This is a genomic window from Alteromonas sp. 009811495 (genome assembly GCF_028865455.1).
Lineage (GTDB): Bacteria > Pseudomonadota > Gammaproteobacteria > Enterobacterales > Alteromonadaceae > Alteromonas.
Genome location: NZ_CP113972.1, coordinates 3,117,244 through 3,141,029 on the forward strand (window position 1 = coordinate 3,117,244; position 23,786 = coordinate 3,141,029).

Here is a 23,786-nt window from a genome sequence, read left to right on the forward strand (position 1 = left end):
CCTAGTGCAAAGATCGCAATAAACAAACCTATCACCAATAATTTATTTGATTTACTCTGCAAACCATTAGACGTAATTGGGCGTTTAAGTAAACTGATAAAGTAATGCCTGCACCAGCTTAAGGATAAAATACACAATGACTTTACGCATTCTGTTCATAGTAATTACAGCACTGCTTACCGTAGCCTGTGCGTCTAATAAACCTCAAGTTAATGTAGACGAACAACAAAACTTTGCCGATATAGAAACCTTTTTCGTTAAACCGCCACTTAACGCGGTAAACCAAGTACTTCAAAATCATTTAGAAAATAAAATTACTCAGCATCTTGTGTTAAAAGGGCTTACTCCTACTACAGAGGATGACGCAGATATAAGCGTTGGTTATCTTCCCTCTAAAGCTACAAAAGATGATGGAACAACCCTTAATCTAGGTTTGGGAACGGGTAGCTATGGTCGCTCCGGTGGAATTTCACTTGGCAGCATATTTAGCATTCCCGTGGGCGAGCAAGTGTCGTTTTATCAAGGTCTGGAAATTGACATCGTTAAGGAGGGCAAGTTTATCTACAGTGCATCCGGCAGTGTTGAACTTGAGTCAAAAGACAGTATCAGCGTACAGGCTAAACTCGATGAACTTGTCGAGCAACTGTTGGAACAATATCCCACTAGACGATAAATATAAAAGATAGATTGAGAGGGATGACGCGCGAAAAATATCTGTGGCGCAATATTTGCTGCTGTAATGACATGTTGAACTTACAGCGCTATTGCGCCGTTAACACAGAACGCCTAAATGGACGCCACTTACCAAAATTTATCTCGCTTAAATACCGCTTCAAGACCGTCTCTTGTCGACTATATGAACGACTCAGCGGGGAATACCAACGCTTTACAGGCTGTGGTAGAGAAGGCTAAAAAAGCCGATGAACTACAAGGTTCCTTCAACGATTTCCACGCTCAATTGGGCACTGACAAAACGGCGCAGCTACTGGAAAGTATCGAAAAGGGCGAAGCTCCCTTAGACGGCAATGCCATTGCAAACTATCTGAACTTTAACAGGCAAAAACTTGCCACAGAGTTAAGTAATCTAGCCCGGTCGCTGGGTCTTGACGACAACGAGACGATAAATATAGAAAGCGATAATCTCGCATTGCAAGGTATCAATTCTGAGAAACTTGAGCGCTATTTGGAAAAAGATACTCGCCTGTCGTCTTTGATTTCGCAAACCGCCAAATTGTCTTCATTCAGTGAGTGGTCAAAAGCGACTGAGTACGCCAAGTCACTGCAAGAAAATGGCGATGCAGAAAATGCCATACAACAATTTTTAACCGATGCCAGAAAAGTAGTGACAAGCGAAAACTCGCTCTCTTTCAACAGGGATGGTTTTGTGTTTGAAAGCGATAAGCGAACCGAATCACTCATCGAGAAGTATGAAGAGAAGCGCACCTAAGATACTTACCGAATGAGCGGAATTCGATGTACAGCCAAATCCATTAGGTAAATCTTATCAGTTATCACTGAAAATTAAGGAATTCGACAAGAAATAGCGCTATGCTTGGCAACATGAAGATGTTAGAAAAAGTGCAATGACAGCGCCTCAGCCGCTTTCTGTTCAACAGAACTTAACTATTCGCTTATTACGCGTTTTGAGATACAACAAAGCGCGCATTGAGCGTGCCTTGACACTTCTTCCTTTAGAACATCGCCCACTATTTCACGTACTGCCGTTCTTAGTGCATGTAAACCACGAACAACTGCCTGGCTACGTCGCCCCAAACGCTAAGGGTGAAGCAGTCCCCTTCGGTATTAACAATTACTCGTTTCGACCCGATGTGGAAAATGCACTCATGCGCTGCTTCCCACAGCAGCAAAACCTGTTTGCCGATATAAAACAAATCTGGCCAAGGCAGCGCGCTATAGCGTCGCTCGTATTAATGGGAAGTATAGGCACTATTGCACAAACCGATGAATCGGATTTTGATTATTGGGTTTGTGTAGACGGCAGCCAATTCTCACCCGAAGCGCTCGATTTATTGCAGCAAAAACTATCGGCAATTGAAGCGTGGGCAGAGCAGCAATTTAATATCGAGGTTCACTTTTTCCTGTCTGAAATCGGCAAAGTGAAACAAAACGATTTTGGTGTAGCCGATGGCGAGAGCGCAGGCTCAGCGCAAGCGTTATTTTTGAAGGCTGAATTTTACAGCACCAATATTGTGGTTGCAGGAAAAGCGCCTTTTTGGTGGCTAACGCCAGAGAAAACCAACGACAAGCAATACCAAGCACTCTACAGCAGCTTAGAGAAAGGCGGTTCCCCAGATGTTGATTGGTTCATGGATTTGGGCAACGTAGAGCGGCTAGACGCTAGCGAGTTGTTTGGAGCAGCAATATGGCAGTTGGGTAAAGCAATGGACTCGCCATTTAAGTCGCTGCTCAAGATGGCCAAATTAGAAGTTTATCTAGCAAATATTGAGCACGGACAGCCATTGTGTAATGTGTTGAAGAAGCACGTACACCATGGCAGTGAAGCGCCCGGACAAGTTGCTGATATCGACCCTTATGCTTTTATGTTTGATGAGCTCATTGAACACTATAAATCCCACGGCCAACCCGAAGACATCTTGATTTTGCAGCAATGCTTGTATTTGAAATGCGCATGCCGCTTAAGCGAAACAATCGCTGAAAACGAAAAGCCCAACTTTAAGCGCAAAATTATGGCTTCCTATGCTAAGCGATGGGGTTGGAGCAGAAAACAGCTTTACTTGTTAGACAACCAACACGAATGGTCGTTTAGCGAGCGCGTACAACTTAGCGCTCGTATTCATCGCTTTTTGTTGAAGTGCTATCGCCGTATCTCTAAACAACTTGGCGAATACAAACAAACCATGGATGAAAAAGATATGACGGTGCTAGGCAGACGCCTTAGTACCTTCTATGGCAAGAAACAGCACAAAATAGAGTTTTTGCGACGCGCCTTTGACGAAAGCCTTTACTGCGAAAAAATCACCATTGCCATGAAGCAACAGAAAAATGGTACCGAGGTTTGGACAGCCTACGCGGGTGACTTGCTTAGCAAATCGGGTATCATGGATGACGCACAGCGCATTACTCAAGCGTCAAATGCATTAGCACTGATGGTGTGGTGTGTATCCAGTAAAATAATTGATACCAACAGCAAGGTATACCTCGATTATAACTATGGCGAGATTAGTGAGCTCGACCTCAACGACTTATTAAAGCATCTGTGCGCATACTTCCCTCCGGTAAAAGTCTCTGCACTGCCAAGAGAGGACTTACTCGCTCCCGAGCGCATTACCGCGTGTTTAGCTGTGGTGAACTTTCCAACCCTACGTCAAAAAGCGTCTGTTGAACATGTAAGTGTGCTCTACACCACCTCCTGGGGTGAAACCTTCCTAAAACATGGCAACGATGTTCTTGATGATCTGTGGTACGAGTTACGCGAAGTTACCCCGCTACCTAAGTGCTATGTAATGGTGCCACGAGGTAATCAACAAGCGCGCATTCTTGGCGAATTTATTGAAGAAAACGACTTAAATTTTACTGTGCTCTAGACCTTACTTCTGCCCCTCCCTACACTTGTTTATTAAATAAACAACAAATTACTTGCAAAATATAATTACAGATGTAATCTTAATCTTAAGACTACAGTTGTAATCATATATAGTGGTGAGTAACAATGACGAGTAACACGCAAAAAAGCGATATCTCCAACGCTGAGTTTGAAGTGCTTGATGTACTTTGGGATGACAGCCCTGCAACATCTAATCAAGTTGTAGAACGCTTGAACAAGCGCAAAGACTGGCACGAGAAAACAGTAAAGACATTACTGGGAAGACTCGTTAAAAAAGAAGTGGTTAGCTTTGAAAAGCAACAGCGCCAATACCTTTATTACCCTCTCATCGCTCGCGAAGATTACACCAAAAAAGAAACCAGCAGTTTTGTCAGTCGCTTATTTAAAGGAAAGATTGCGCCTATGGTGGCGGGTTTTGCCAATCAAAATGAGCTAACCAAACAAGATGTAAGCGAACTGAAAGCACTAATTGAGAAATGGGAAAAAGACAATGATTGATTGGCTTATCGCACAGCAGGGTGTGCTGTGTATCTCACTTGCCATGTTGGTATTAACAGAACGCCACTTAACAGCGCGTTTAGGAACATTATTGACTTACAAGCTATGGCTTCTTGTGCCTTTGTTACTTATTGCTAACAACCTTCCTGTCGACATGGTAGCAATAGAGTCAGCAGCATTTAGTCGTTATGTGGTTGGGGTAAGGCCCGATATCGTAAATCAAGATATTAATATTCTATTTAGTGTGTGGGCAGTAGGGGCAAGCACAATTGCGGCCTATGTTCTGGTGCATCACGTCACTACGTGGCGCTCAATTAGCAAGAGAAAGGCCATTGACACCGAAGCTTACTATTCAAGCAAAGCTGCTACACCTATGCTGTTTGGAATTTTTGCCCCTAAAGTGTTGCTACCCTATTGGTTTAAATCTGCCTTCACACCGGCTCAGCAGGCTTTAATACTAGAGCATGAAGCTGTGCATCGACAGCACTGTGATCATCTTTGGAACACACTGGCATTGGTACTTGCGGCCGTATTTTGGTTTAACCCATTATCATGGATTGCACTTAAGTCATTTCGTATAAATCAAGAACTCGCCTGTGATCACAGTGTATTACAAAGCAAAACTGAAAAAGAAAAAATTAACTACGCCAAAGCACTCGTGCAATGCGCACAGGAGTGCTCCACAACAATAACCCTGTACCCTACTTTTGGAGAAAAAAGTACTATGATGAAACGCTTACATGCAATAAAACAACCTGCCAGCGGCAGTAAGATAGTAGCCGTAGTCGCATTGACTATTGCGACCTTGTTTACCGCAAACACCGTATTAGCGAATGCCCCTCAGGCTGAAATGAAAAAAGCCAGTGCGAAAATAAATGAAGCCTATCCCACTAAGCGCATTGAGCCCATTTACCCTGATAAGGCTATTAAGGAAAACCTGGAAGGTTTTGTGGTACTAAAGTTTGATATTACTGAAACAGGCAGTACAGACAATATCAAAATAGTGAAGTCGTCACCTAAAGGGATTTTTGAAAAAAATGCCATTGCCGCATTTAAGCAATGGCAATACAAGCCCGCTATTAAAAACGGGAAAGCCATGAAACAAAAGGGTTTATTAGTACAACTTGATTTTAAGCTGGCCCCTTAAGCTGGTGTAAAAGTGCCTTCAATGTAGACCACGAATGCTATAGCAAATGGTTGTAAAATCGCGTGTAAAACGTTGAATGGTAGAAGAGAAAATACTAAAAGGAGCAAGCGCTCCTTTTAGTGTTTTTTCGAATTTACTTCTTTAGATGTGGTGCGCAGGTGTCGGCCACGTTGGACGCATTGAAAATTTCAATCCAATAACCGTCTGGATCTTTAATAAACGCTATACCTTTCATGGCGCCATCGTTAAGACCTTTTTGAAACTCTACGCCAAGCGATGAAAATCGCGCACATGCTGCTTCTGCATCCGGTACATGAAAGCCGATATGACCAAACCCTTTAGGTTCGCTATTGCCATTGTGATATTGCACCGTTTCGGGTGTATCCCCCCAATTGTGAGTCAACTCCAACATTGCAGGGCGTCCAAACGTTTGTTGCATGCGGGTATTGTCGTCTTCACTAATGTCAGAAAAGTCCTCACCCGCAGCTAAGAAATACAAGCTAAACTGCATTTCTTCGAAATCTAATCGCTTGATGAGCGTCATGCCCATTACTCGCGTATAAAAATCTAACGAACGCTTAGGGTCAGCAATACGCAACATGGTTTGGTTAAAAACATAACCATGGGTGGCATTGTCTTTTTCCTCGCATAATCCTTCAGCACTATCAAAATGTCGGCTCATTTAATCTGTCCTTTTCGTTGTTCACATTCGCACGCTACGAGCAAATCAAACAATTTTAATTAAATATCAACGTGACGGTTTAGCGACTTTTCCCCAAACCGAGTTGGTCTTCTGACCTTCTTTATCCTTTGCTACCGTTTTACTTCTGTCGTTGGTCTTATCGCTAGATTTTCTATTTGCGCTACGTGTAGCGTCAGGACGGTACTTTTTCACCATACCTTGCAATAAGTTGCGGACAACCTGATCTCCAGCAGGTTTAAAATTTCTGTGATCAGGCTTTCTAAAGAATGCAGATAACTCGCCTTTACTGATACGAAAGTTAGCGTTTTTTAGCACAACAATCATATCGTCATCTTTGTAGCTCATAGCAATACGGATTTTCCTGAGAATGTCGTTATTGCTTAAGCGCTCACCGGCTTCTAAAACTTGCGGCGTACTGCCTTCCTGTTTTCCTCGGTTTTTTATGATCAAGCCATCTAAGAACAACGAGATAATTTTATCGCGACAAGGTAAGTAACCTTCCTCGCCCTCTTTTTTCATAATGGCATGTAGGTAATCAATATCCATGTCGTAGTCGACAAGTTTGAATATACTGATGGCAGCAGTATCGTTAATTGCAAGTGCGTAACGCAAGCGACGTAAAACATCGTTGTGGATCATGTATAGCCTATGAAATATAAAAATGAGGGGAAATTGAGCCCTTAATTATATATCACATCGCCTCACTTCGATACGCCTACCGTATCGGTTGAATTTATACGCCAATCGTAGTCAATAAAGCGCACTTTGTAATGACTCGGTATCTCAGATTCTAGGTACCGATTAATATACTGAGGCAGGTCTCGCGACTTACCTGACTCAACAAAATCTTCTGTATAAAAGTCGAGTATTTCTGACACGTATGCGCGTTTGTGCTTACTGTCTAAATAGAAATGCTTCGGATTAGCAAAGAACGCGGTGGTTAACGATTCGAGCACGCTATCAAGGTTGTGCGCATAGAAAGGCTCTTGAGGCAGTCTGGGGCAATCTTTTACCATACAATTTAGCGCAAAATGTACTCTTGGCTCATCAAGCGGACGAATAACGTCATTCTCGAAGTCGTACAGATTTGTTACTTCCCCCCCAATAACGACATCGCGAAGTTTAAAAAAGCTCGCTCTTGAAAAGAAGTTTGTGAAACCGTCTGGGATGCCTCTTTCAATAACACCGTACATCGCAAGCGCGTTGTACGTATTGATATAAAACGCCAGTACGTCTTCTTTACTAGGAAAGAGTTGAGGAGTGGCACTTGGGCTCACAACTTCAATAACTGACACCACGTATTCTAGTGGCTCAATATCCTTCGCTAGGGCATGAAAATTTGTCCGCCCCTGTTCATCGACATACGTTGTTAAGACATAGCGCCAGTGCTTCATAGCGCGTTTATAACGCACTTCAAGGGGCTGTTCGCTATCATTTCCTGAATTTGCACTCGCCACTACCTGCGCGGCTTCGCTATAGCTTGTCGCGGGTACAAGATAAACAAAAAACAACGACAGGAGCAGTAGTAAAAATGGGTTACAGTGAAATAACCTTAGTTGTCGCGTTACGCTGGTCTTTGTCGGTATCATGATATCTTGTTCCCGGTTAGTTGATTTGAACTCGCTGCTCTTTCGTTCTGGTCACCGTTTTGGTCGCCATTTTGCTCGTCGTTTTGCTCTCTATCAGAAAGATTGCGAATTGGAATAATGTTATCGTGTTGATAACGTTCTTTTTTGTAGCGCTCACTCAATGGCTCGTAACGTTTTACTTGCCCACGAGCATTGGTATAAGAAAGCGGCTTTAAAATGTAGTCGTCTCTGTTTGCATTATGCTGGCACATAGACACTGGGCCATCTGCGGTCATCACCATAAAAGAGCACGCATCAATTCGCTCTTGCACTAGGGCATTGGCATCCATGAAATTTTGAACAAAAAAAGACAACTTATGAATTCGCCCGCGACCTTTTACTAAGCTTGCGCGCATTTCAAAGAGTTTTTGGAATACGGCTTTGACAAGTTTCGCTATCCAACGTGGCTGCATAAGAAGCGCTTTTGCATAAGCCAATGCAATACGCCCTTTTCCATGCTGGCGGGTAATTTGAATATGCTTAAACGCTTCGATGAATTGAGCAAATAGATTCGCATCGTCAACAACAGAAAAAACCGAATTATTGGTCACTAACGTTGGCATATAGCTATGACAATCACTATGCCCTATGCGCACTTTTTCCCATGGCAACGTTTTGTTTACGGCCTTTTCAATAGCACCTTTCACCGTCATAGGGTCAACAACATCACTTCTTGCTCCCCACTCCCCCCGCCCGGTTTCGGCTTGAAGCTGAAATGATGCAAAGCTAACTACACTGGCGTTGCGAACAAAAAAATCCACCAGCATTGGCAGTTCATGAAAATTGCTGTTATGCACCGTTGTATTGAAGATCACCATAAGACCAAGCCCTTGTGCGCGGGCAATATACTCTTCTCTAATGGCGTTTAATGACTTCTCGCTACTATACCCTTCACGCTCTTGTGTGGTGTCAACGTGAAAAGCCACATCGTTGAGGCCAACGTTGGCAAGCTGGGTAAGTAATGCTCTTGACGCTGCTATGCCGTTTGTAAATAGCGCGGTATGCAGTCCTAACTGAGTGGCATAAGCCACGATATCGACGAGTTCACTGTGCTTTCTTAGCGTGGGATCGCCCCCTGTAATTTGTACGCTAGTGCCGGCCCCATAGTGCAGCAATATACTATCTAATCGCTGATAAACCTCTTGAAGTGGAATATCACGAACTGCTTGCGAATGCTCAGACAAATAGCATAAGGTGCAATCTAGATTACATTTTTGCGTAATTTCTACGGCTACACACCCAATGGTATGAGTTCGCCCGAGAAGCTGATTAGGCGTGAAATGATCACCCATACGCTGTTTGGTATTGGCCAGCTGTTGCTGTCTTGTTCTCACTGGTGAACACGCCATAGCTAAGCGCCTTTTGAAGCTACGTAATATCCAAAAAGACCTTTTGCTATGAAAAATACTTTCACAATATGGCGTTTTTTTGCGGTTGGGTTAATTGCATTGCCATTTATCTCATATAGCTCAGACAATGATGACAACGTCAACCAAGACTATTATGAGCACGTGAAGCAAGCCGTATTTTCAGACCCGTATCCATTTCTGCCGCAATACCAAGTGTCACGTAAACTCTTCGACAATAATGGCGAAAATCTTCTACTCAAGCATGCCAAACGCACGTTATCCAGTACTGCTGATTTCATTGAACTTGAAGGTAAACAAAAACTATTGCAAGCAAACGGCATTTGCTTTGCCGGCAATTGGCGTATAAGTGAAAACTCATCGTTCACTGGTCTTTATTCAAAAGGCACGGATGTTCCGGTCATTGTGCGAGCATCAGTGAGCTTAAGCGGCACCAAGCAAGTTGATAAAAGAGCCTTTGGAATGGCAATTAAATTATTCCCTGAATTAAAGGGTGAAGACGCGACGACACCTCTTACGTACAACCTCTTTGTTATGCATTCTCTAGGGGGCACCCAAACTCAACACGTGCTTAGTTTACCCATGACCAACGAACCAAGTCTTGGCGAGCTGCCACCTTTTAGTCAGTTGCTCACGGCGTATAGGCTAGAAAGTGATCTAGAAACAGCAGATAAACTGTTTAGCCAAGAAAAAGCTAATGCACGATTTCGACCTGTTTCTCATATTGCTCGTATCCCCCAAAGCGACCTTACTACTAATACACCTTTACCACTCAATGGGCCGCACTGGTTAAAGCTTGTTGCCAGCACAGATACAGCATTTGTCGATAAGTCAGATTTTCGCGACGAGTTGGCTTTAGTGCATTACTCCAACAATCGTATACAGTGGGATATTTACGCTGCCACCAATAATGCACAAGGCATTGAATCAGCAAAATGGCAATACTTAGGTGCAATGACAGTAAAAGAATCAGTCACCTCACTTACCTGTGATACACGACTGCACTTTGCACACCCTGTTATTCAATAAATGTCGCAATGTATCAAACAGACGATATTTTATAGCACTTGAGCGTTTTCTATTTTTACTCAAAAAGTCATTTGCCTTATAGTGCAGCACAAGCGCGCCCACAATAGCACCGCGCGCTTTAATCGCTTGAGGTAGTAATTACATGTCATCATCCCTTCGAAGAATCAGCCGAAACCTACATTTATGGTTTTCTCTGGTGATCTTTATTCCCGTTGTTATTGTTATTGGTAGCGGGTTACTACTGCAGGTAAAGAAGGAGTTTGACTGGCTTCAACCTCCTACTCAAAAAGTGCAAAACGCTGCGCCAACCGTTAGTTTCGAAAGCGTGTTAAATGCAGTTCAACAGGTTCCCAGTGTTAACATAACAACATGGGATGACATTGACCGCCTTGATGTAAGACCCAGCAAAGGCATCATTAAGATACGGGGTAAGAACCACTGGGAAGTGCAGATAGATGCAACCACTGCCGACGTGCTTCATGTCGCCTACAGACGCACCGACACAATAGAGGCCATACATGATGGCAGCTGGTTTTTTGAAGGGGCGAAACTCTGGGTGTTTCTTCCGGTCGCCATTTTATTATTTGTATTATGGCTTACCGGTTTAGTCATGCTATACACCACACTAAAGAGCAAATACAAAAAACGTTTATACCGTTCACAGTAAGAAAGTGGCACTCAATTGTATCGTTCGCCCCTGGGCATATGCCGCTTTTTCGTCGGCACTACTATAAAAAAGCTGATTGGTTAGGTTTTGAACGTCAGCATTAACTGTTATCCGTGGTGTAAGTTGCAATGCCGCGCCTATATCTAACGTAACCACGCGTTCGAGTTCACGCTCACCGTCGCCAATCTCTCGCTTACTGGCTCGATAAATTACGGAACTAAACCACCGCCACTGCTTTGCATCGTAATGAAGGGTTAGACGATGATTGTGCGGGGGGATATCGGCAACTGTCGCACCATGGTTGTCCTTACCATGTGTGAAGGCCCCAGTCAGTTGAACGCCCCATTGATCATTTGAGTCATTCCACTTAATTTGATAATTTGCCCCTTTGATCACGGCACTATCGAGATTGGAATATTGCAATATCTCGGTGTCATTCCCCGCAGTATCACGAACCGTTTTTCTCTCGATATAATTATCAACTTCCTGATAAAACAGTGCTAATGAACCACTAATCTGATCATCTACATAAAATACTGTAGCCTGCGTATTGGTGGCGCTTTCGCTATCCAGCTGACTATCTCCAAGTACAGTACCACGCGGTGTTTCCCCGCTAAAAAAGCGCTCGGTCAGTGATGGATTTCTAAAGGCACTCGACAAGTAAATACTTGTTGTCCATCGTGACGACAGTGCATAGCTTGTGCCTATAAACCCGCTGACATTAGCGTTAGTTACGTTCTTAGCATCAACAACATCGGCAATATCTGTTGACTGTCGCTGCCAATCGACCCGACCGCCCGCAGCAACTGACACACTGTTAAATGAGCGACTGGCATCTAATACGCCTGCAACGGTAAGCTCGCTTGCATCCAAGGTTCGGATAGCATATTCCAGCGATGCCGATGGCAGCGAAAACTCACTCTCATCAGTAATTACGCCTTCTCGGCCATTTACTTGTAACTGCCAGTGCGTGAACCATTCACTTACCATTAGGCGTTTGCCTACACTCGCCCCAAAGTCCAGTGCTTCATTGTCGCTAGTATTTATCCTTTTTTCAGGTCGTAGTGTGTTAGTTTCAAGTGTGTTGCGGTGCCACCACACACTTGCCTCTAGGCCATTTTCACTATCATCACTTTGACTTCTTATATTAAAACGAAGCTTCCCGAGCCAATGTGTATTACTTGGATAAACCGTTATCCGATCCGTGGGAAAATCGCTACTCGACTTTCCAATATCTCGATTTTGTGAATAAAGTGTCCATGCTTCCTCTACATCACTGTCTTGTGAACGATGACGAATAAAAAATGATGTTTGTTCAAACCCATCTAACAATTCTCGACTATTCGCATCTTCGCCATTGCCTGCATGCCGATAAGCAATATGCCAGTCGGTGTCATCAACAACGTCAGCATAGCTAATTTCACGCCTATTTTGGTTGTCGCTAACGCCTATTTGAATAGTTGGCTCAACAACACTATTAAAGTGCAAATTGACCGCTCCACCTATTGCTCCTGAACCAAGATAGGTAGAGGTTGCGCCGGGTACAACAGACACATTGTCAATTAATGATGGGGGAACAAAACCAATACTTGCGCCTGCGCGGCGATCGCTAACAACGGGAACACCATCGACAAGCGACTGAACGCGCCATCTTGAAAAGCCTCGAATATTGATGTTTTGTAATTGTCCACCCTGCCCGTTTAAGCTGACCGAGGGTGATTGCAATAAGATATCGTTAATGTGAACAGGGCTGCCAATATTGCGCTGATTGTAGCGATATTGAGGAAAAATCCGCGCGAGCGTGTCGTCATAAAACGGACGTTCACTAGTAACCGTGTATCTTTCAATGTTGGCTTCTGGTACTGCTAAAAGTTGAGCAGACACCAACACACTGCCCAGTGCAAAGGTGAGTTTAAACAATCTAAATTCTTACAATTAAAACGTATTTGCCTTTGCAAATAACGCAATGGAGTGAAAACAAAAAACGGCAGAACACTGTCTGCCGTTTTTTATCAAAGGCTTACTTACTTAGCAATAACAGTTAAACCTGTAGTCCAAGGACCTCCTTGGTCGACAACAGATTGTTGCAGTGCTGGTACCGCGCTTTCTTGAAGCGTTTTAATACGAGCCGTAACGTCTGCTAGACCGTCAGCCGCATAACCTAACTGATCTTTATGCTGCTGTGTTGGACCATACGATGACCAAAGCGCCGAACGTGCATAGCCTAAGCGACTCATCACATTTGCAGGTTTTGCCCCCTTGCGATCACGAGACTCAAGTCCAAACAGTACGTTATTCACATCGTGAATTTCGCGTTGTATAGACGCATACTTCGCTTCAAGTGAAGACACATCGCTCGGTGTACGGTCAATGGCAACACGTAGTAGCTCCATAGTGCCCTCAAGCTGTTTAAGCACAGCGGTTGACGACATTGCGCGTTTCTGAGCACTTTCTAGCGACGCTTGGAATGTCTTAATGTCTTGAGCAGAAGGACCTTCTAAAGCACCTGGGTAAATCGACTCTAAAACAAACTCAACTGGCGCTGCCAACTGCGTTATTTCAGCGCCCTCACGCTTAAACAAGGCCGCGGTATAAGTACCAGGCATTGCCATAAAGCCACCATTTCGACCTTCTTTATCGGTAAGCGGTGTTGTGAGCGCATAGTCCATTTCCCACGTTACACGGTGAAGACCTTTCTTAGTGCTTCCTTCAACACGATTCACCACATCACCATTGGCATCGCGAATCTCTAGATAAACCGCAGGCTTCGCTTCTTCAAGCTCGGCTTCTACTGTTTCCCAACTTGGATATTTAGGATACTTTTTGTCATCAAGCAGTTTTTTCTCAGCTTCCTGACGTTTTTCCTTGGCAGTTAGCAAGCTATCTTTCAGATAGTAAGTCAGTGTTGCACCGTGCTCCGGATTTTCAGCAACAAAGCGATCATCACCGTCAGAGTCAGTATGGTTAGTATCTAACTGGAACCACTTAACCGGGCGACTTGGTGCAAAGAGTAACGCATCTTGCTCCATCGATTGCTTGGTAAGCTGACGCAATGGTGCGTAGTCATCCAGAATATAAATACCACGGCCAAATGTACCGGCTACTAAATCATTCTCACGACGTTGAATCTTTACATCACGAGTTGAAATCGTTGGCATGCCACCATCAAGTTCAACCCAATCTTTACCACCATCAACCGTAAAGAAGATGCCAAACTCAGTACCGATAAACATCAAATCTTTGTTTACATGGTCTTGGACAATACGCCAAACAAGATGCTTCTCAGGTAAATCATCGGCAAGTGACGTCCACTTTTTACCTAAATTGGTCGACTTAATAAGATACGGTTTGTAATCGCCATACTTGTGATTATCCAAGGCGACGTAAACGGTGTTTGGATCAAACAGATCCGCTCGAATATCGTTGACGTAAGCCGTGGCAGGAATACCGCGAATATCGTCTAGTTCAATCTTCTTCCAGTTTTTACCGCCATCAGTGGTCACTTGAATAATGCCATCATCAGTACCTACCCACAGGATATTTTCATCTACTGGGCTCTCTGCAAAGTTAGCAATAGTGTGGAACTCACTCATTGCATACAAGTCCCATCCAGCTTCTACCGACCAGGTTCTGCCCATCATCGGCATGTGCATACGATTTTTATTCTGCGTTAGGTCTTTAGAGATAGGCGTCCAGCTGTCTCCGCGATCATCGCTTCGCCACACACGCTGAGAAGCAAAATAGATGCGCTTCGGATCGTGTGCTGATACGTTAATTGGCGCATCCCAGTTAAAGCGTTCTGCCGGGTCTCCTGGTAGTGGTTGTGGCTTAATATACACACCATCTTTATTGGTTGTATCAATTCTAACCAGATTACCTTGTTGCCACTGAGAGTACATTATATCTGGGTTGCCTGGCTCCACCGCTGGCTGGTGTCCGTCTCCGCCTAAGGTTAAGAACCAATCTTTGTTCTTAATACCTTCTTCTCGGTTAGTACGAGATGGACCACCTTGTGTCGAGTTGTCTTGCGCGCCAGCATAAACGGTATAGAAGGGTTTGCTGTCGTCTGGCGCAACTTTATAAAATTGCGTTAATGGCAGGTTTGCCATAAATCGCCAGTTGGCCATTCTGTCGTGAGACATGTAGATACCACCATCAGATCCCATCAACACAAAATCAGGATCGGTTGGATGGAACGCCATGGCGTGATCGTCTACGTGTTTGCGTTTGGTATTAATTGGCGTCCATGTTTTGCCGCCATCATCAGACACTTTACTGTAGTTGCTGGCAATGTAAACGCGGTCAAATTGATGCTGGTCAGCAAATATCTCTTGATAGTAGTGAGGACCCGTACCGCCCCCTACTTCATCAGACATTTTACTCCAACTTGCGCCTTGATCTGATGAACGGTAGAAACCGCCTTTGCGATTGTCGGTTTCAATGGTGGCATATAGCACGTCAGGGTTCATTGGTGATATTGCCATACCAATTTTACCCATGTTGCCACTTGGTAAGCCAGTTTTTAGCTCAGTCCAAGTTTCACCACCGTCATCTGATGTGTGAATACCTGCCCCTTCATTGGTACCTACGTAAGCAGCAATGGTACGCTGACGCGCCCACGTGGCAGCATATAGCTTATCCGGATTACGAGGATCAATAAGTAGCGACGTTACGCCAGTCCACTCATCGGCGCCTTTTAGAACCTGCTTCCACGTCTCACCACCATCAGTGGTTTTATAAAGACCGCGTTCGCCGCCTCCCGTCCAAAGTGGACCTTGCGCAGAAACCCATACAATATCGGGATTTGTTGGGTGGATAATAATATCAGAAATGTGCTCAGACTTTTTCAGCCCCATATTTTTCCATGTCTGGCCACCATCTGTAGACTTATAAACACCGTCGCCAAAGCTAATGTGACGACCACCATTGTTTTCGCCAGTACCAACCCAAACAATGTTTGAGTTGCTTGGCGCTATCGTCACATCACCAATTGAATACACAGCCTGTTTATCAAAAATTGGCTTCCATGTGGTGCCAGCGTTTGTGGTTTTCCACACGCCACCAGAGCCTACAGCAGTATACCAAGTTGATGGGTTATTTTGGTCGACAGCAATGTCGGCAATACGACCAGACATGTATGCAGGGCCAATGTTTCTCAGTTCCATCGCTTCAAAAGTCGCGCTGTTGAAAACCGTTTCCTTGTCTGATTTATCTGCCATTACGGGCATAGAAAGTGCCATCGACACCGCTACTGCCGCTTTTAGGAGCTTGTTCATTATTATTATCCAGTGTGTTTCATGTTATGGGAGTTCTATTGTGTAACTTTATAGCATTACTAATATTTTGGTTAACTTTCAATTAACCACACGACCAACCACCCAAAAATGTAGTTTAACGAGTGTAAACTAATATGGATGTCTGCATACTCGGTCGTGCCCATTCACCAACAACACCCGTTAAAACGTCACGATATCATCATTAATTAGATGCCCAACCACGTCACTGTCTTTTGCATCAACGAATGCATGATCAATGGCTTTAAAACGCGCGCTGGTTACTTTGCGATAATTAGGATGCGTGTAGATGTAAGTTTGATTCGAACGCAATGCTTCTAATACTCGTTGTGCAAGCATTGTAGCTGGAATGCCCGATTCGACGGCTCGCGTAGCAGCCTGTGCTCCCGCTTTTAGCTTATCCTTATCAATACGCTTGTCAGAGGCTACAGCGTATTTCTGTTGACGATTGCGATAAGATTCGTGAATACGCGTTTTAACGAAAGCTGGGCACAATACCGACACATGGATATTGTGCGGCTGTAGTTCCGCAACCCAGCTTTCAGACATCGATACCACTGCCGCTTTTGAAGCGCAGTAAGCGCCTGCGTATGGCATCCCCATCATACCTGCCATAGAGGCAACATTAAGTACCCAGCCGCCTTCGCCATGCTCTTTAATAGCGGGTACACATGCTTGCGCGCCATAAAGCACACCCATTACGTTTACGTCCATTACCCAGCGCCATGTTTCGTGTTCTGAGTCTTCTATTTTTCCCGGCGTTCCGCCCACACCTGCATTGTTAACTACCATGTGCACCTTACCGAACTGTGCTTTGGCACTTGTCACAATATCCTCCCACTGCGCATAGTCTGTGACATCAAGTGCACAAGTTAAAATATTGAAGCCCTTGGCACGCAGTTCATCGGCAGATATTTGTAACGCTTGCGTATCAATATCGCCCATTACAATATTCATCCCCTGTTCGGCAAAGGCTTCTGCCAATGCCAAGCCTATCCCACCTGCTGCTCCAGAGATGATCGCTGTCTTTCCGGCAAACTCATTAGACATTATGTACTCCTGTTGTATTTCTACTACTTTGGCTTTGAAATGGTGTTATTGCTGCAATTCACTACGCGAAAGGTTACGAGCGCAGCGAGGCACAATTCATTAGCACTAAGAGTAGGCGGGCTTTTTCAAACGGAATACTTTATTTGACGAATTTGACAGACTTCATGTTGTGAATAGTTTTTCACTTCACTGTTATTTTAGGAATAGAAAAATAAGAATTTAATTAAGACTAATCCCTTTTTTCAATTAATTGATAGTAGTGGTTCTCCAATAAATAACCTTCGATATATAACTCTTTCAGGCACTCTTTACTTGGAATTTCGTTTTCGGAGCGGAGAAAAGCTTTGGAGAGCATTTTCCTCGCCCGAGTCTTTATTCTATCCAAGCTCATTAAAATAGACCCAAGATCATCTGCCGATAAGACACCGTGCTCGGCTTCTTCCAGAAGTCTGTCTTCTAACTCGTACGAATCAGAAATCACTGACTTCAGATACTCTGATGCTATTACGTCATCTTTGTAAACATTTTTTTCTTTAAGTCTCTTCTGTAAGACAGCTATTTTATCAATATACTTGTGTTGTATGTGGGTTGACATGTATTTTACGAAAAGTTTAAAGAATAATATTGTTGATATTGAAACTGTAGAAATAAAACCGACAAGTGATTGTAAAAATAATATTACTTTTTTTATGTACCCCTCCTTAAATTTAACACCATAACCTATTTCATCTAGTGGAAAATGCTCGAATCCAGCGCCATCTATTTCTGCTTTTTTCTTGATAGAGTTCTTAGTCTCTTCATCATTTAAAAGGTTTATTATTTTACTATGTTCATAAGACGATATGTCTTTCGATGAAATTAAGAAAGCGTAAGTACCAATAGTAGAGACACTTTTTGCGGTCTTGTAAATAATAGAAGGCGCTCCACCGTCCGTGGGCTTACCTTTAAAGTCAGACATTCTAAGATTTAAACTATATTTCTTATTTATCTCCGCAACGAACGCTGGACTAATTGAAACTAGACCAAACTTATAACTTCCGTCTGAATTCTTCTTTTCTAAAAAGTCTGCGACAGTCTTGTTTGGAGCCCCTGTCACTAGAAAAACAATCTCCATCTGCGGTTTCGGACTATCTAGAAGTGGGAATGCGACGCTAGAGTCTAAGTTGAATATTTTATCTCGATTGTCATCACTATCTTTATCACCACTAAAGTCTATTTCATTTATCACGTAGCTTGCTAACACCCTAGTGCCACTTCCTACAGGACCCGTGTTGATTCTGGCTTTTTTGAAATACTCTTTGGTTTCTTTGTTGAGCGACTTGTCAAGAGACAGTTTTTGGCCAGGATAGTCTTTCCTAAAAACAATGTGCATTCTTTCGAGATAGAGCGGGGAAATATAATGAAGCTGCTCTCTAATGAAGTCATTTTCTGTTATCGTCTCCTCTTGAACTAATCCAAACGAACGAGGAGTCATAAGAACATTTATTGCATTTGATGAGCCACCAGCAGTGTCTTTATTTACAATTTCATAACTATTCCAGCTTTCCGCTTTTGTCTTTTCTGACAACACCTTACCGATATGAACATACAGACCTCCTCCAGACCCAGAGTAGAAATCAAAGCTTTTTTTGACCGGTGAAAAGTTGAATAAGCTATATTGCGGAAAGTAGTTGTCTATAAAGTAGTGATAGCAACCAATAGAAAAAAATACTGAGATAAAAAAAGCAATTGTTCTAAGCGGCCCATACTTCCTATACAGTTTAAGTATTTCCATAAAAACCTAACCGGTTAGTTTAATTTATTGTTCAAAGTAACAATGCCCGTTCACAACTTTACTTTAAAAAACCATCATTAATTTATATATTCTCAATATAAAGTTTTGTAAATTAAAAATAATTAATAAAAAACAAACGGTTGAAACTCAATATTTAAAAAGCTCCCCTTCACCAGCTGAATACTTACATCTAACAGATGATTAGAAACTCTTTCTGCACGTAATCTACAAACACTTTATATTTGTGTGCGATATTCTTCTGATTTAAATCAATGGGCGAATTTGTCATATTCCCAGTAAACGTGTACGCACTTTTATGTCAATGTGGTAGCAGATCATCTCATTCGAGCATTAGCTGAACACTAAATGCTACATAAGCGAACAAGCGTACGAGTCGCTCAAAAAATACACCAAATTTACACAAAATAGCAACATTTAATTTACACACCCGTATCAAACCAATAAATTATTCGTTCTTGAGTATGATAAACATTTTAGGCTGCTGGCATAACATAGACTTCGCGCACGCACGCTGAGTCGCTTGCACTTAGTGCAAAAACCACTGAATTTGCGATATCTTCAGGTTGAAGTTTGTCTTCTTTAGGCTCATCGAAAAATGGCGTGTTGACCATACCAGGGCAGATAGTAGTGCACTTTCCGCCCCACTCTCGCATTTCCTCTGCTAGGTTAAGCCCAAAACCATAGGCAAACCACTTGCTCGCACCATACACCGAGCCTTTAAGGGCTATTCGCCCCGCAACAGAACTTGTAATGATAAAGTGCCCTTTGGTTTTACGTAATAACGGTAGCCCCGCCTTTGCGGTATATAACAGCCCGTTAACGTTAGCGCCTAACATGGTATTCCAATCACTCACGTCACCTTCTTCAATGCCTGGGGAGCTGGCGCCGGTTCCTGCATTTGCAAATACACCGTCTACATGACCAAAGCGTTTTTCAATTTTCGCGAATGCATTTTCCAAAGCGCTAAAATCGCTAACATCTGCAACAACTGAATAGGCACTCTCCTCACCTAAAGAATCGACTAACTCGTTGAGTTTGATCTCACTTCTGGCAATTAGCGCTACTTTGAAGCCCTCACTGACCAAACGTTTAGCAGTTGAAGCACCAATACCGCTTGATGCGCCAGTTATGACTATCACGCGACCACTGTCTTTCTTTGTCATGCTGTCTCCTTCGAAAAGTGTCATTAAACGCACATGTTGCGTTTTGCTACCGCAAGCGTTTTTGCAATAACCGAACCATCAAAATTAAAAACCAAACCATTGAATATTATAATATTTAATTAACGGCGCGATGTACTCCATTGTCTTCTTTACACTCACAAAGGGTAATGTGTGAAGCTATTACAGACACTTAAGTACGCTTTTAGCGTAGCGAGTAACCCATATGTTCACGGGCTTCGTAAGAGTAAACAGTTATTTAAAGGATGCGATTTTGTGAACAAGGACAATTTCAAAAGTGCCAAATCATTATTTGATCTCTCTATAAGCAGTTGGTGGCGTATCGCCAAGCGAGTATTTGGCAATATACAAGACCACAATGTTCCGCTTATTGCAGCGGGCACCGCTTTTTATTTTCTACTTGCTATATTTCCATTATTGGCCGCTACAATTTCGCTATATGGTTTGGTGGTGTCGCAACAAGAATTACAAGAGCACATGGTGCTTTTAGTTGACCTAGTGCCTTCAAAAAGCCGCTACATTATTGAAGAACAGTTAACTTCCCTTACACAAAAATCAAGCGCGACACTGGGTTGGGGCTTTGTTTTTACACTGCTGTTATCACTGTGGAGCAGTAGCAAAGGAGGCAATGCCTTAATCAAAGCATGCAACATCACTTATATTGAGCCTGAAGGAAGAAGCTTTTTTCACGGACTAATTGCACGCGTTGTTTGTACGCTTGGCATGATATTTATGCTGCTTATAGCACTTTTTAGTGTATCGCTTTTACCTGAACTCATTAGTGCGCTAACCCATTACAGCCTCGATAAAAAAGACGCGAGATGGATAACTTGGCCATTGCTATTGCTGCTATTCAATCTGAGCTTGTCACTTTTATACCGCTACGCCCCCCATCGACGACCTGCCCGCTGGCGCTGGATAACGCCAGGCTCGTGCGTTGCCACGTTGCTATGGGTGCTAGCATCAAGTGCATTTTCTTTCTACCTTAATGAATTTGCCTCGTATGACAAAACCTATGGTTCCGTAGGCGGGCTCATTATTCTGCTGATGTGGTTGTATTTAAGTGCCTATATTGTGTTGATAGGTGCCGAGCTAAATGCGGCTATGGAGCTTCAAACTACTGCAGATAGTACAGTCGGCGAAGACAAACCGATGGGCGAGCGCAACGCAGTGGTTGCCGATAACACACCTGATGACCTGCGTTAACTATTTTGAGGAGTGAGCCAGGCTTCAAAGTCTGACTTCGCAAGTGGCTTGCTAAAATAGTAACCCTGAAATAGTTTGCAACCGTAAGATGCCATAAGTTCAACTTGCTCTAAGGTCTCTGTTCCCTCAGCAACATTGGTAAGTTCCATAGTTTTGCTAATTGCTATTATCGATTTCACCAATTCTCGGTTGCGCTCATCGTGAAGTCCGTCTACAAATGATTTGTCGATTTTAAGCACGTCTAAAGGCAATTCGCTCAAGTACGAAAGTGACGAATAGCCAGTGCCAAAATCATCTAATGCGACAGTAATACCAAAACTTCTAAGGGCATTTAATGTTGAAATGGCCTTCTTGCGCTCGGTAAGCAAGCCAGACTCTGTAAGCTCTAACTCAATTAAATGGGGCGGAAGTGAATGCGCTTCAATCGAGGTCATTAGATGTTGAATAAATTCTGAATCTTCAAACTGTGAAGCCGTGGCATTAATTGCAATGGGAACTAACTTGAGTCCGTTGCGCTGCCACTTTGTTATGTCATCTAAAACACGCGCTAATACCCACTGTCCTAATAGGTGAATAACCCCCGTTTCTTCTGCTATTGGTATAAAGTCAGCAGGCGATACAAAACCTCGTTTGTGACTGAACCAACGTACCAGTGCTTCAGCACCAACAATAGCGCCATCTCTATCAACCTTTGGCTGATAGTAAACGTCTAAACCGTCTTCGTTGTGCAATGCCGCGACAAGATCGGCTTCAACTTCGCGAGTGAATTCAAGGTTAGAAAGAAATGAAGGATCGAAGAAAGCAAATCGCCCACGCCCGTGCTCCTTCGCCTTCATCAAGGCTTGTTCTGCGGCGCCTATAACGTCAAAGCTTACATCGGTCTGCGAAGGGAAAATGACCGCTCCCATTGTGCAATTGATATTAATTTTACGATTACCTATTGCACACGTTTTGTTGACTATGGCTTGAATGGCGGTCCAATGAACATTAGTTAAACTGGTAATATCAGCGTGAACATCGGGGATCACCACCGCAAATTCATCCCCTCCGCAGCGTGAAATAAACACGCCTTCATTGGCATAACTCTGTAACCGCTCGCCCACAATTTTAAGCACGCGATCGCCCACATCATAACCGTATTTCCGATTCACCTCGCCAAAGTGATCGACATCAAAAAGCATGAGTAATGCTTGGTTTTTGTGTAGGTGTTGCTCAGCTCGAATAGTGTTAATGAATCGCAGAAGTTTAATCCGATTTGGCAAGCGCGTAAGGTAATCCACATAGGCTGTTGCCCTTAATTCATCTTGGAGTACTTGCCGTCTAAGTTCTGCACTTATCCGGGTTGCAAAAACGTCGGTAACCGTTTTAATGGTGCTTTCATTTTTCAGTGCGTTTTTATAAAGCAGCACCAGCACACCTACATTGCATTGATTACTGCCAACAATGGGGTAACCAATATAAGCCTCTATTCCCTCTTCGCGAAGCATCGCATCATCAGGATAATCATCGGCAACATGTGCTTTATGAATACAAGACTGGATGGTGAGCACATTTTCACACGGTGTCCCTTTTCGTTCGTACACAAAGTTGTCTATGCGCTTGCCGTCTTTGAACACTACTCTGGTTGCGATATTTTGTTTATCGTGAGGCTCCACCAGACCGAATAACACATAGTCTGCACGAGAAAAACGCGCCAACAACTCTACACTTTCTTCATAAAAGGCATGCTGACCATCTTCATTAGAAATCTGTGCAAGCTCTGAAAACACGTGCTGTAGCGCGCTTTTTTCTTCAACTTCTTTCATCAATTCATCTGACTTTTCTTTAAAGCCGCGGCTTATCATGCCCAAAACCAATAAAGACAGTACCGTGGAAGGTACGCCTCCCACGTATACCCAATTTAACGTTTGTTGGTCTATGTGAAATCCGATAACGCTCGAAGCAAATTGAAGCGCGATAGTCAAAACTAAAGCCCCAAAGAGATAGGTTTGGTTTTGCTTATAAAAACGAATGACGCAGTACATCATAAAAAGCGACGACAACCCGTAGCTTAAATGAATGAGCTTAAAGTACGCCCCTCCCGCGCCTTTTAACAGTGTTGCGGTGTCACCAAAAACGGTCTGGTAATACACAAGCTGTACATTATCTCCATAGCGAATGGAGTAGTCAGAAAACAAATTGATAAGCAATATAGGCAATGACAGCACACAAAATGCGTAAAAGAGCGCATTGATGTACTTAAAATGCGTCCAAAGCCCGAGCACGAGAATAAGTAATGGATGACCTATAATGATGCACGCTAAGTGAAATTTGCTGATAAGGATAGCGTCTTCTGCATTGGTAGCAGTGTGCAGTGACAGGGAAAACCAATGGAAGAAAAACAGGATTACATTAAGAATGGCCAGTGCAACAAAATAGGGCCTCTGCTTGTCGATACCAGACAGCAAAATGCTAATAGCACACACGGCGTTAGCGGTCATCAACATGCTGTAAAATGCTGTCATCGAAGTTTTCCCTTTCGCAGACGTATTAGCCCTTTGGGGTCTCTCATGGCCTTGCTTTTAAGGTAGCGTTTAAATAAGCATAGACAGTTTTTTAAAAAGCGTGATAAATAGCAGAAAACGAATTAAAAAAG

Annotated in this window: 18 protein-coding genes; 8 read left to right on the top strand and 10 right to left on the bottom strand. The window is 43.3% G+C overall.

Annotation, left to right across the window (positions count from 1 at the left end; translation table 11 throughout):
• The first annotated feature begins 136 nt into the window (after positions 1-136).
• The 5 genes from OZ660_RS14205 to OZ660_RS14225 all read left to right on the top strand — a co-directional run bounded on the left by OZ660_RS14205 (position 137) and on the right by OZ660_RS14225 (position 5,231).
• On the top strand, positions 137-673 hold the full coding sequence (locus OZ660_RS14205; RefSeq protein ID WP_274741346.1) for a DUF4136 domain-containing protein: 537 nt from the start codon (positions 137-139) through the stop codon (positions 671-673).
• 117 nt (positions 674-790) lie between these two features.
• Entirely contained in the window at positions 791-1,447 is a 657-nt protein-coding gene (locus OZ660_RS14210; RefSeq protein ID WP_202262146.1) for a hypothetical protein, read from the top strand.
• A 136-nt stretch (positions 1,448-1,583) separates the two neighbouring features.
• Positions 1,584-3,566 carry a class I adenylate cyclase gene (locus OZ660_RS14215; RefSeq protein WP_274741347.1) on the top strand — a complete coding sequence of 661 codons (1,983 nt, stop codon included), beginning with the start codon at positions 1,584-1,586 and terminating at the stop codon, positions 3,564-3,566.
• Between the two features lie 125 nt (positions 3,567-3,691).
• The gene (locus OZ660_RS14220; RefSeq protein WP_202262148.1) at positions 3,692-4,084 is read left to right on the top strand and encodes a BlaI/MecI/CopY family transcriptional regulator; all 393 of its coding nucleotides are present in this window, start codon (positions 3,692-3,694) and stop codon (positions 4,082-4,084) included.
• Positions 4,077-5,231 (top strand): M56 family metallopeptidase, encoded by a 1,155-nt coding sequence (locus tag OZ660_RS14225; RefSeq protein ID WP_274741348.1) that lies wholly within the window; start codon positions 4,077-4,079, stop codon positions 5,229-5,231. Before OZ660_RS14220 ends, OZ660_RS14225 begins: the two co-directional genes overlap by 8 nt.
• 133 nt (positions 5,232-5,364) lie before the next feature.
• On the opposite strand, the gene gloA is transcribed toward OZ660_RS14225, so the two are convergent.
• The 4 genes from gloA to OZ660_RS14245 all read right to left on the bottom strand — a co-directional run bounded on the left by gloA (position 5,365) and on the right by OZ660_RS14245 (position 8,911).
• The gene (gloA, locus tag OZ660_RS14230) at positions 5,365-5,913 is read right to left on the bottom strand and encodes a lactoylglutathione lyase (protein WP_202262150.1); all 549 of its coding nucleotides are present in this window, start codon (positions 5,911-5,913) and stop codon (positions 5,365-5,367) included.
• A gap of 66 nt (positions 5,914-5,979) precedes the next feature.
• The gene (locus tag OZ660_RS14235; protein WP_274741349.1) at positions 5,980-6,573 is read right to left on the bottom strand and encodes a DUF1456 family protein; all 594 of its coding nucleotides are present in this window, start codon (positions 6,571-6,573) and stop codon (positions 5,980-5,982) included.
• Positions 6,574-6,635: 62 nt separating this feature from the next.
• Positions 6,636-7,523, bottom strand: coding sequence for a DUF547 domain-containing protein (locus tag OZ660_RS14240; RefSeq protein WP_274741350.1), 888 nt, complete (start codon positions 7,521-7,523; stop codon positions 6,636-6,638).
• Positions 7,520-8,911, bottom strand: a complete 1,392-nt coding sequence (locus OZ660_RS14245) for a radical SAM protein (protein ID WP_274741351.1) — start codon at positions 8,909-8,911, stop codon at positions 7,520-7,522. Before OZ660_RS14245 ends, OZ660_RS14240 begins: the two co-directional genes overlap by 4 nt.
• Before the next feature lie 48 nt (positions 8,912-8,959).
• On the opposite strand from OZ660_RS14245, the gene OZ660_RS14250 reads away from it, so the two are divergent.
• Positions 8,960-9,958 carry a hypothetical protein gene (locus OZ660_RS14250; RefSeq protein WP_274741352.1) on the top strand — a complete coding sequence of 333 codons (999 nt, stop codon included), beginning with the start codon at positions 8,960-8,962 and terminating at the stop codon, positions 9,956-9,958.
• A gap of 142 nt (positions 9,959-10,100) precedes the next feature.
• On the top strand, positions 10,101-10,625 hold the full coding sequence (locus tag OZ660_RS14255) for a PepSY domain-containing protein (RefSeq protein WP_274741353.1): 525 nt from the start codon (positions 10,101-10,103) through the stop codon (positions 10,623-10,625).
• On the opposite strand, the gene OZ660_RS14260 is transcribed toward OZ660_RS14255, so the two are convergent.
• From OZ660_RS14260 to OZ660_RS14280, 5 genes are all read right to left on the bottom strand, one after another.
• Positions 10,617-12,545 carry a TonB-dependent receptor domain-containing protein gene (locus tag OZ660_RS14260; RefSeq protein ID WP_274741354.1) on the bottom strand — a complete coding sequence of 643 codons (1,929 nt, stop codon included), beginning with the start codon at positions 12,543-12,545 and terminating at the stop codon, positions 10,617-10,619. The genes OZ660_RS14255 and OZ660_RS14260 overlap by 9 nt on opposite strands.
• Positions 12,546-12,649: 104 nt before the next feature.
• The gene (locus tag OZ660_RS14265; protein WP_274741355.1) at positions 12,650-15,901 is read right to left on the bottom strand and encodes a VPS10 domain-containing protein; all 3,252 of its coding nucleotides are present in this window, start codon (positions 15,899-15,901) and stop codon (positions 12,650-12,652) included.
• Between the two features lie 180 nt (positions 15,902-16,081).
• Positions 16,082-16,969 carry an SDR family NAD(P)-dependent oxidoreductase gene (locus tag OZ660_RS14270; protein WP_274741356.1) on the bottom strand — a complete coding sequence of 296 codons (888 nt, stop codon included), beginning with the start codon at positions 16,967-16,969 and terminating at the stop codon, positions 16,082-16,084.
• 229 nt (positions 16,970-17,198) lie between these two features.
• Positions 17,199-18,743: a hypothetical protein gene (locus OZ660_RS14275; RefSeq protein ID WP_274741357.1), complete on the bottom strand. Its 1,545-nt coding sequence runs from the start codon at positions 18,741-18,743 to the stop codon at positions 17,199-17,201.
• A gap of 494 nt (positions 18,744-19,237) precedes the next feature.
• Positions 19,238-19,927 (bottom strand): SDR family oxidoreductase, encoded by a 690-nt coding sequence (locus OZ660_RS14280; protein ID WP_274741358.1) that lies wholly within the window; start codon positions 19,925-19,927, stop codon positions 19,238-19,240.
• Between the two features lie 273 nt (positions 19,928-20,200).
• Between OZ660_RS14280 and OZ660_RS14285 the strand changes: the two genes are divergently transcribed.
• Complete coding sequence (locus OZ660_RS14285; RefSeq protein ID WP_159626927.1) at positions 20,201-21,151, top strand: YihY/virulence factor BrkB family protein; 951 nt, start codon at positions 20,201-20,203, stop codon at positions 21,149-21,151.
• On the opposite strand, the gene OZ660_RS14290 is transcribed toward OZ660_RS14285, so the two are convergent.
• Complete coding sequence (locus OZ660_RS14290; RefSeq protein ID WP_274741359.1) at positions 21,148-23,655, bottom strand: putative bifunctional diguanylate cyclase/phosphodiesterase; 2,508 nt, start codon at positions 23,653-23,655, stop codon at positions 21,148-21,150. The two genes, OZ660_RS14285 and OZ660_RS14290, sit on opposite strands and share 4 nt — an antisense overlap.
• Positions 23,656-23,786: the final 131 nt, after the last annotated feature.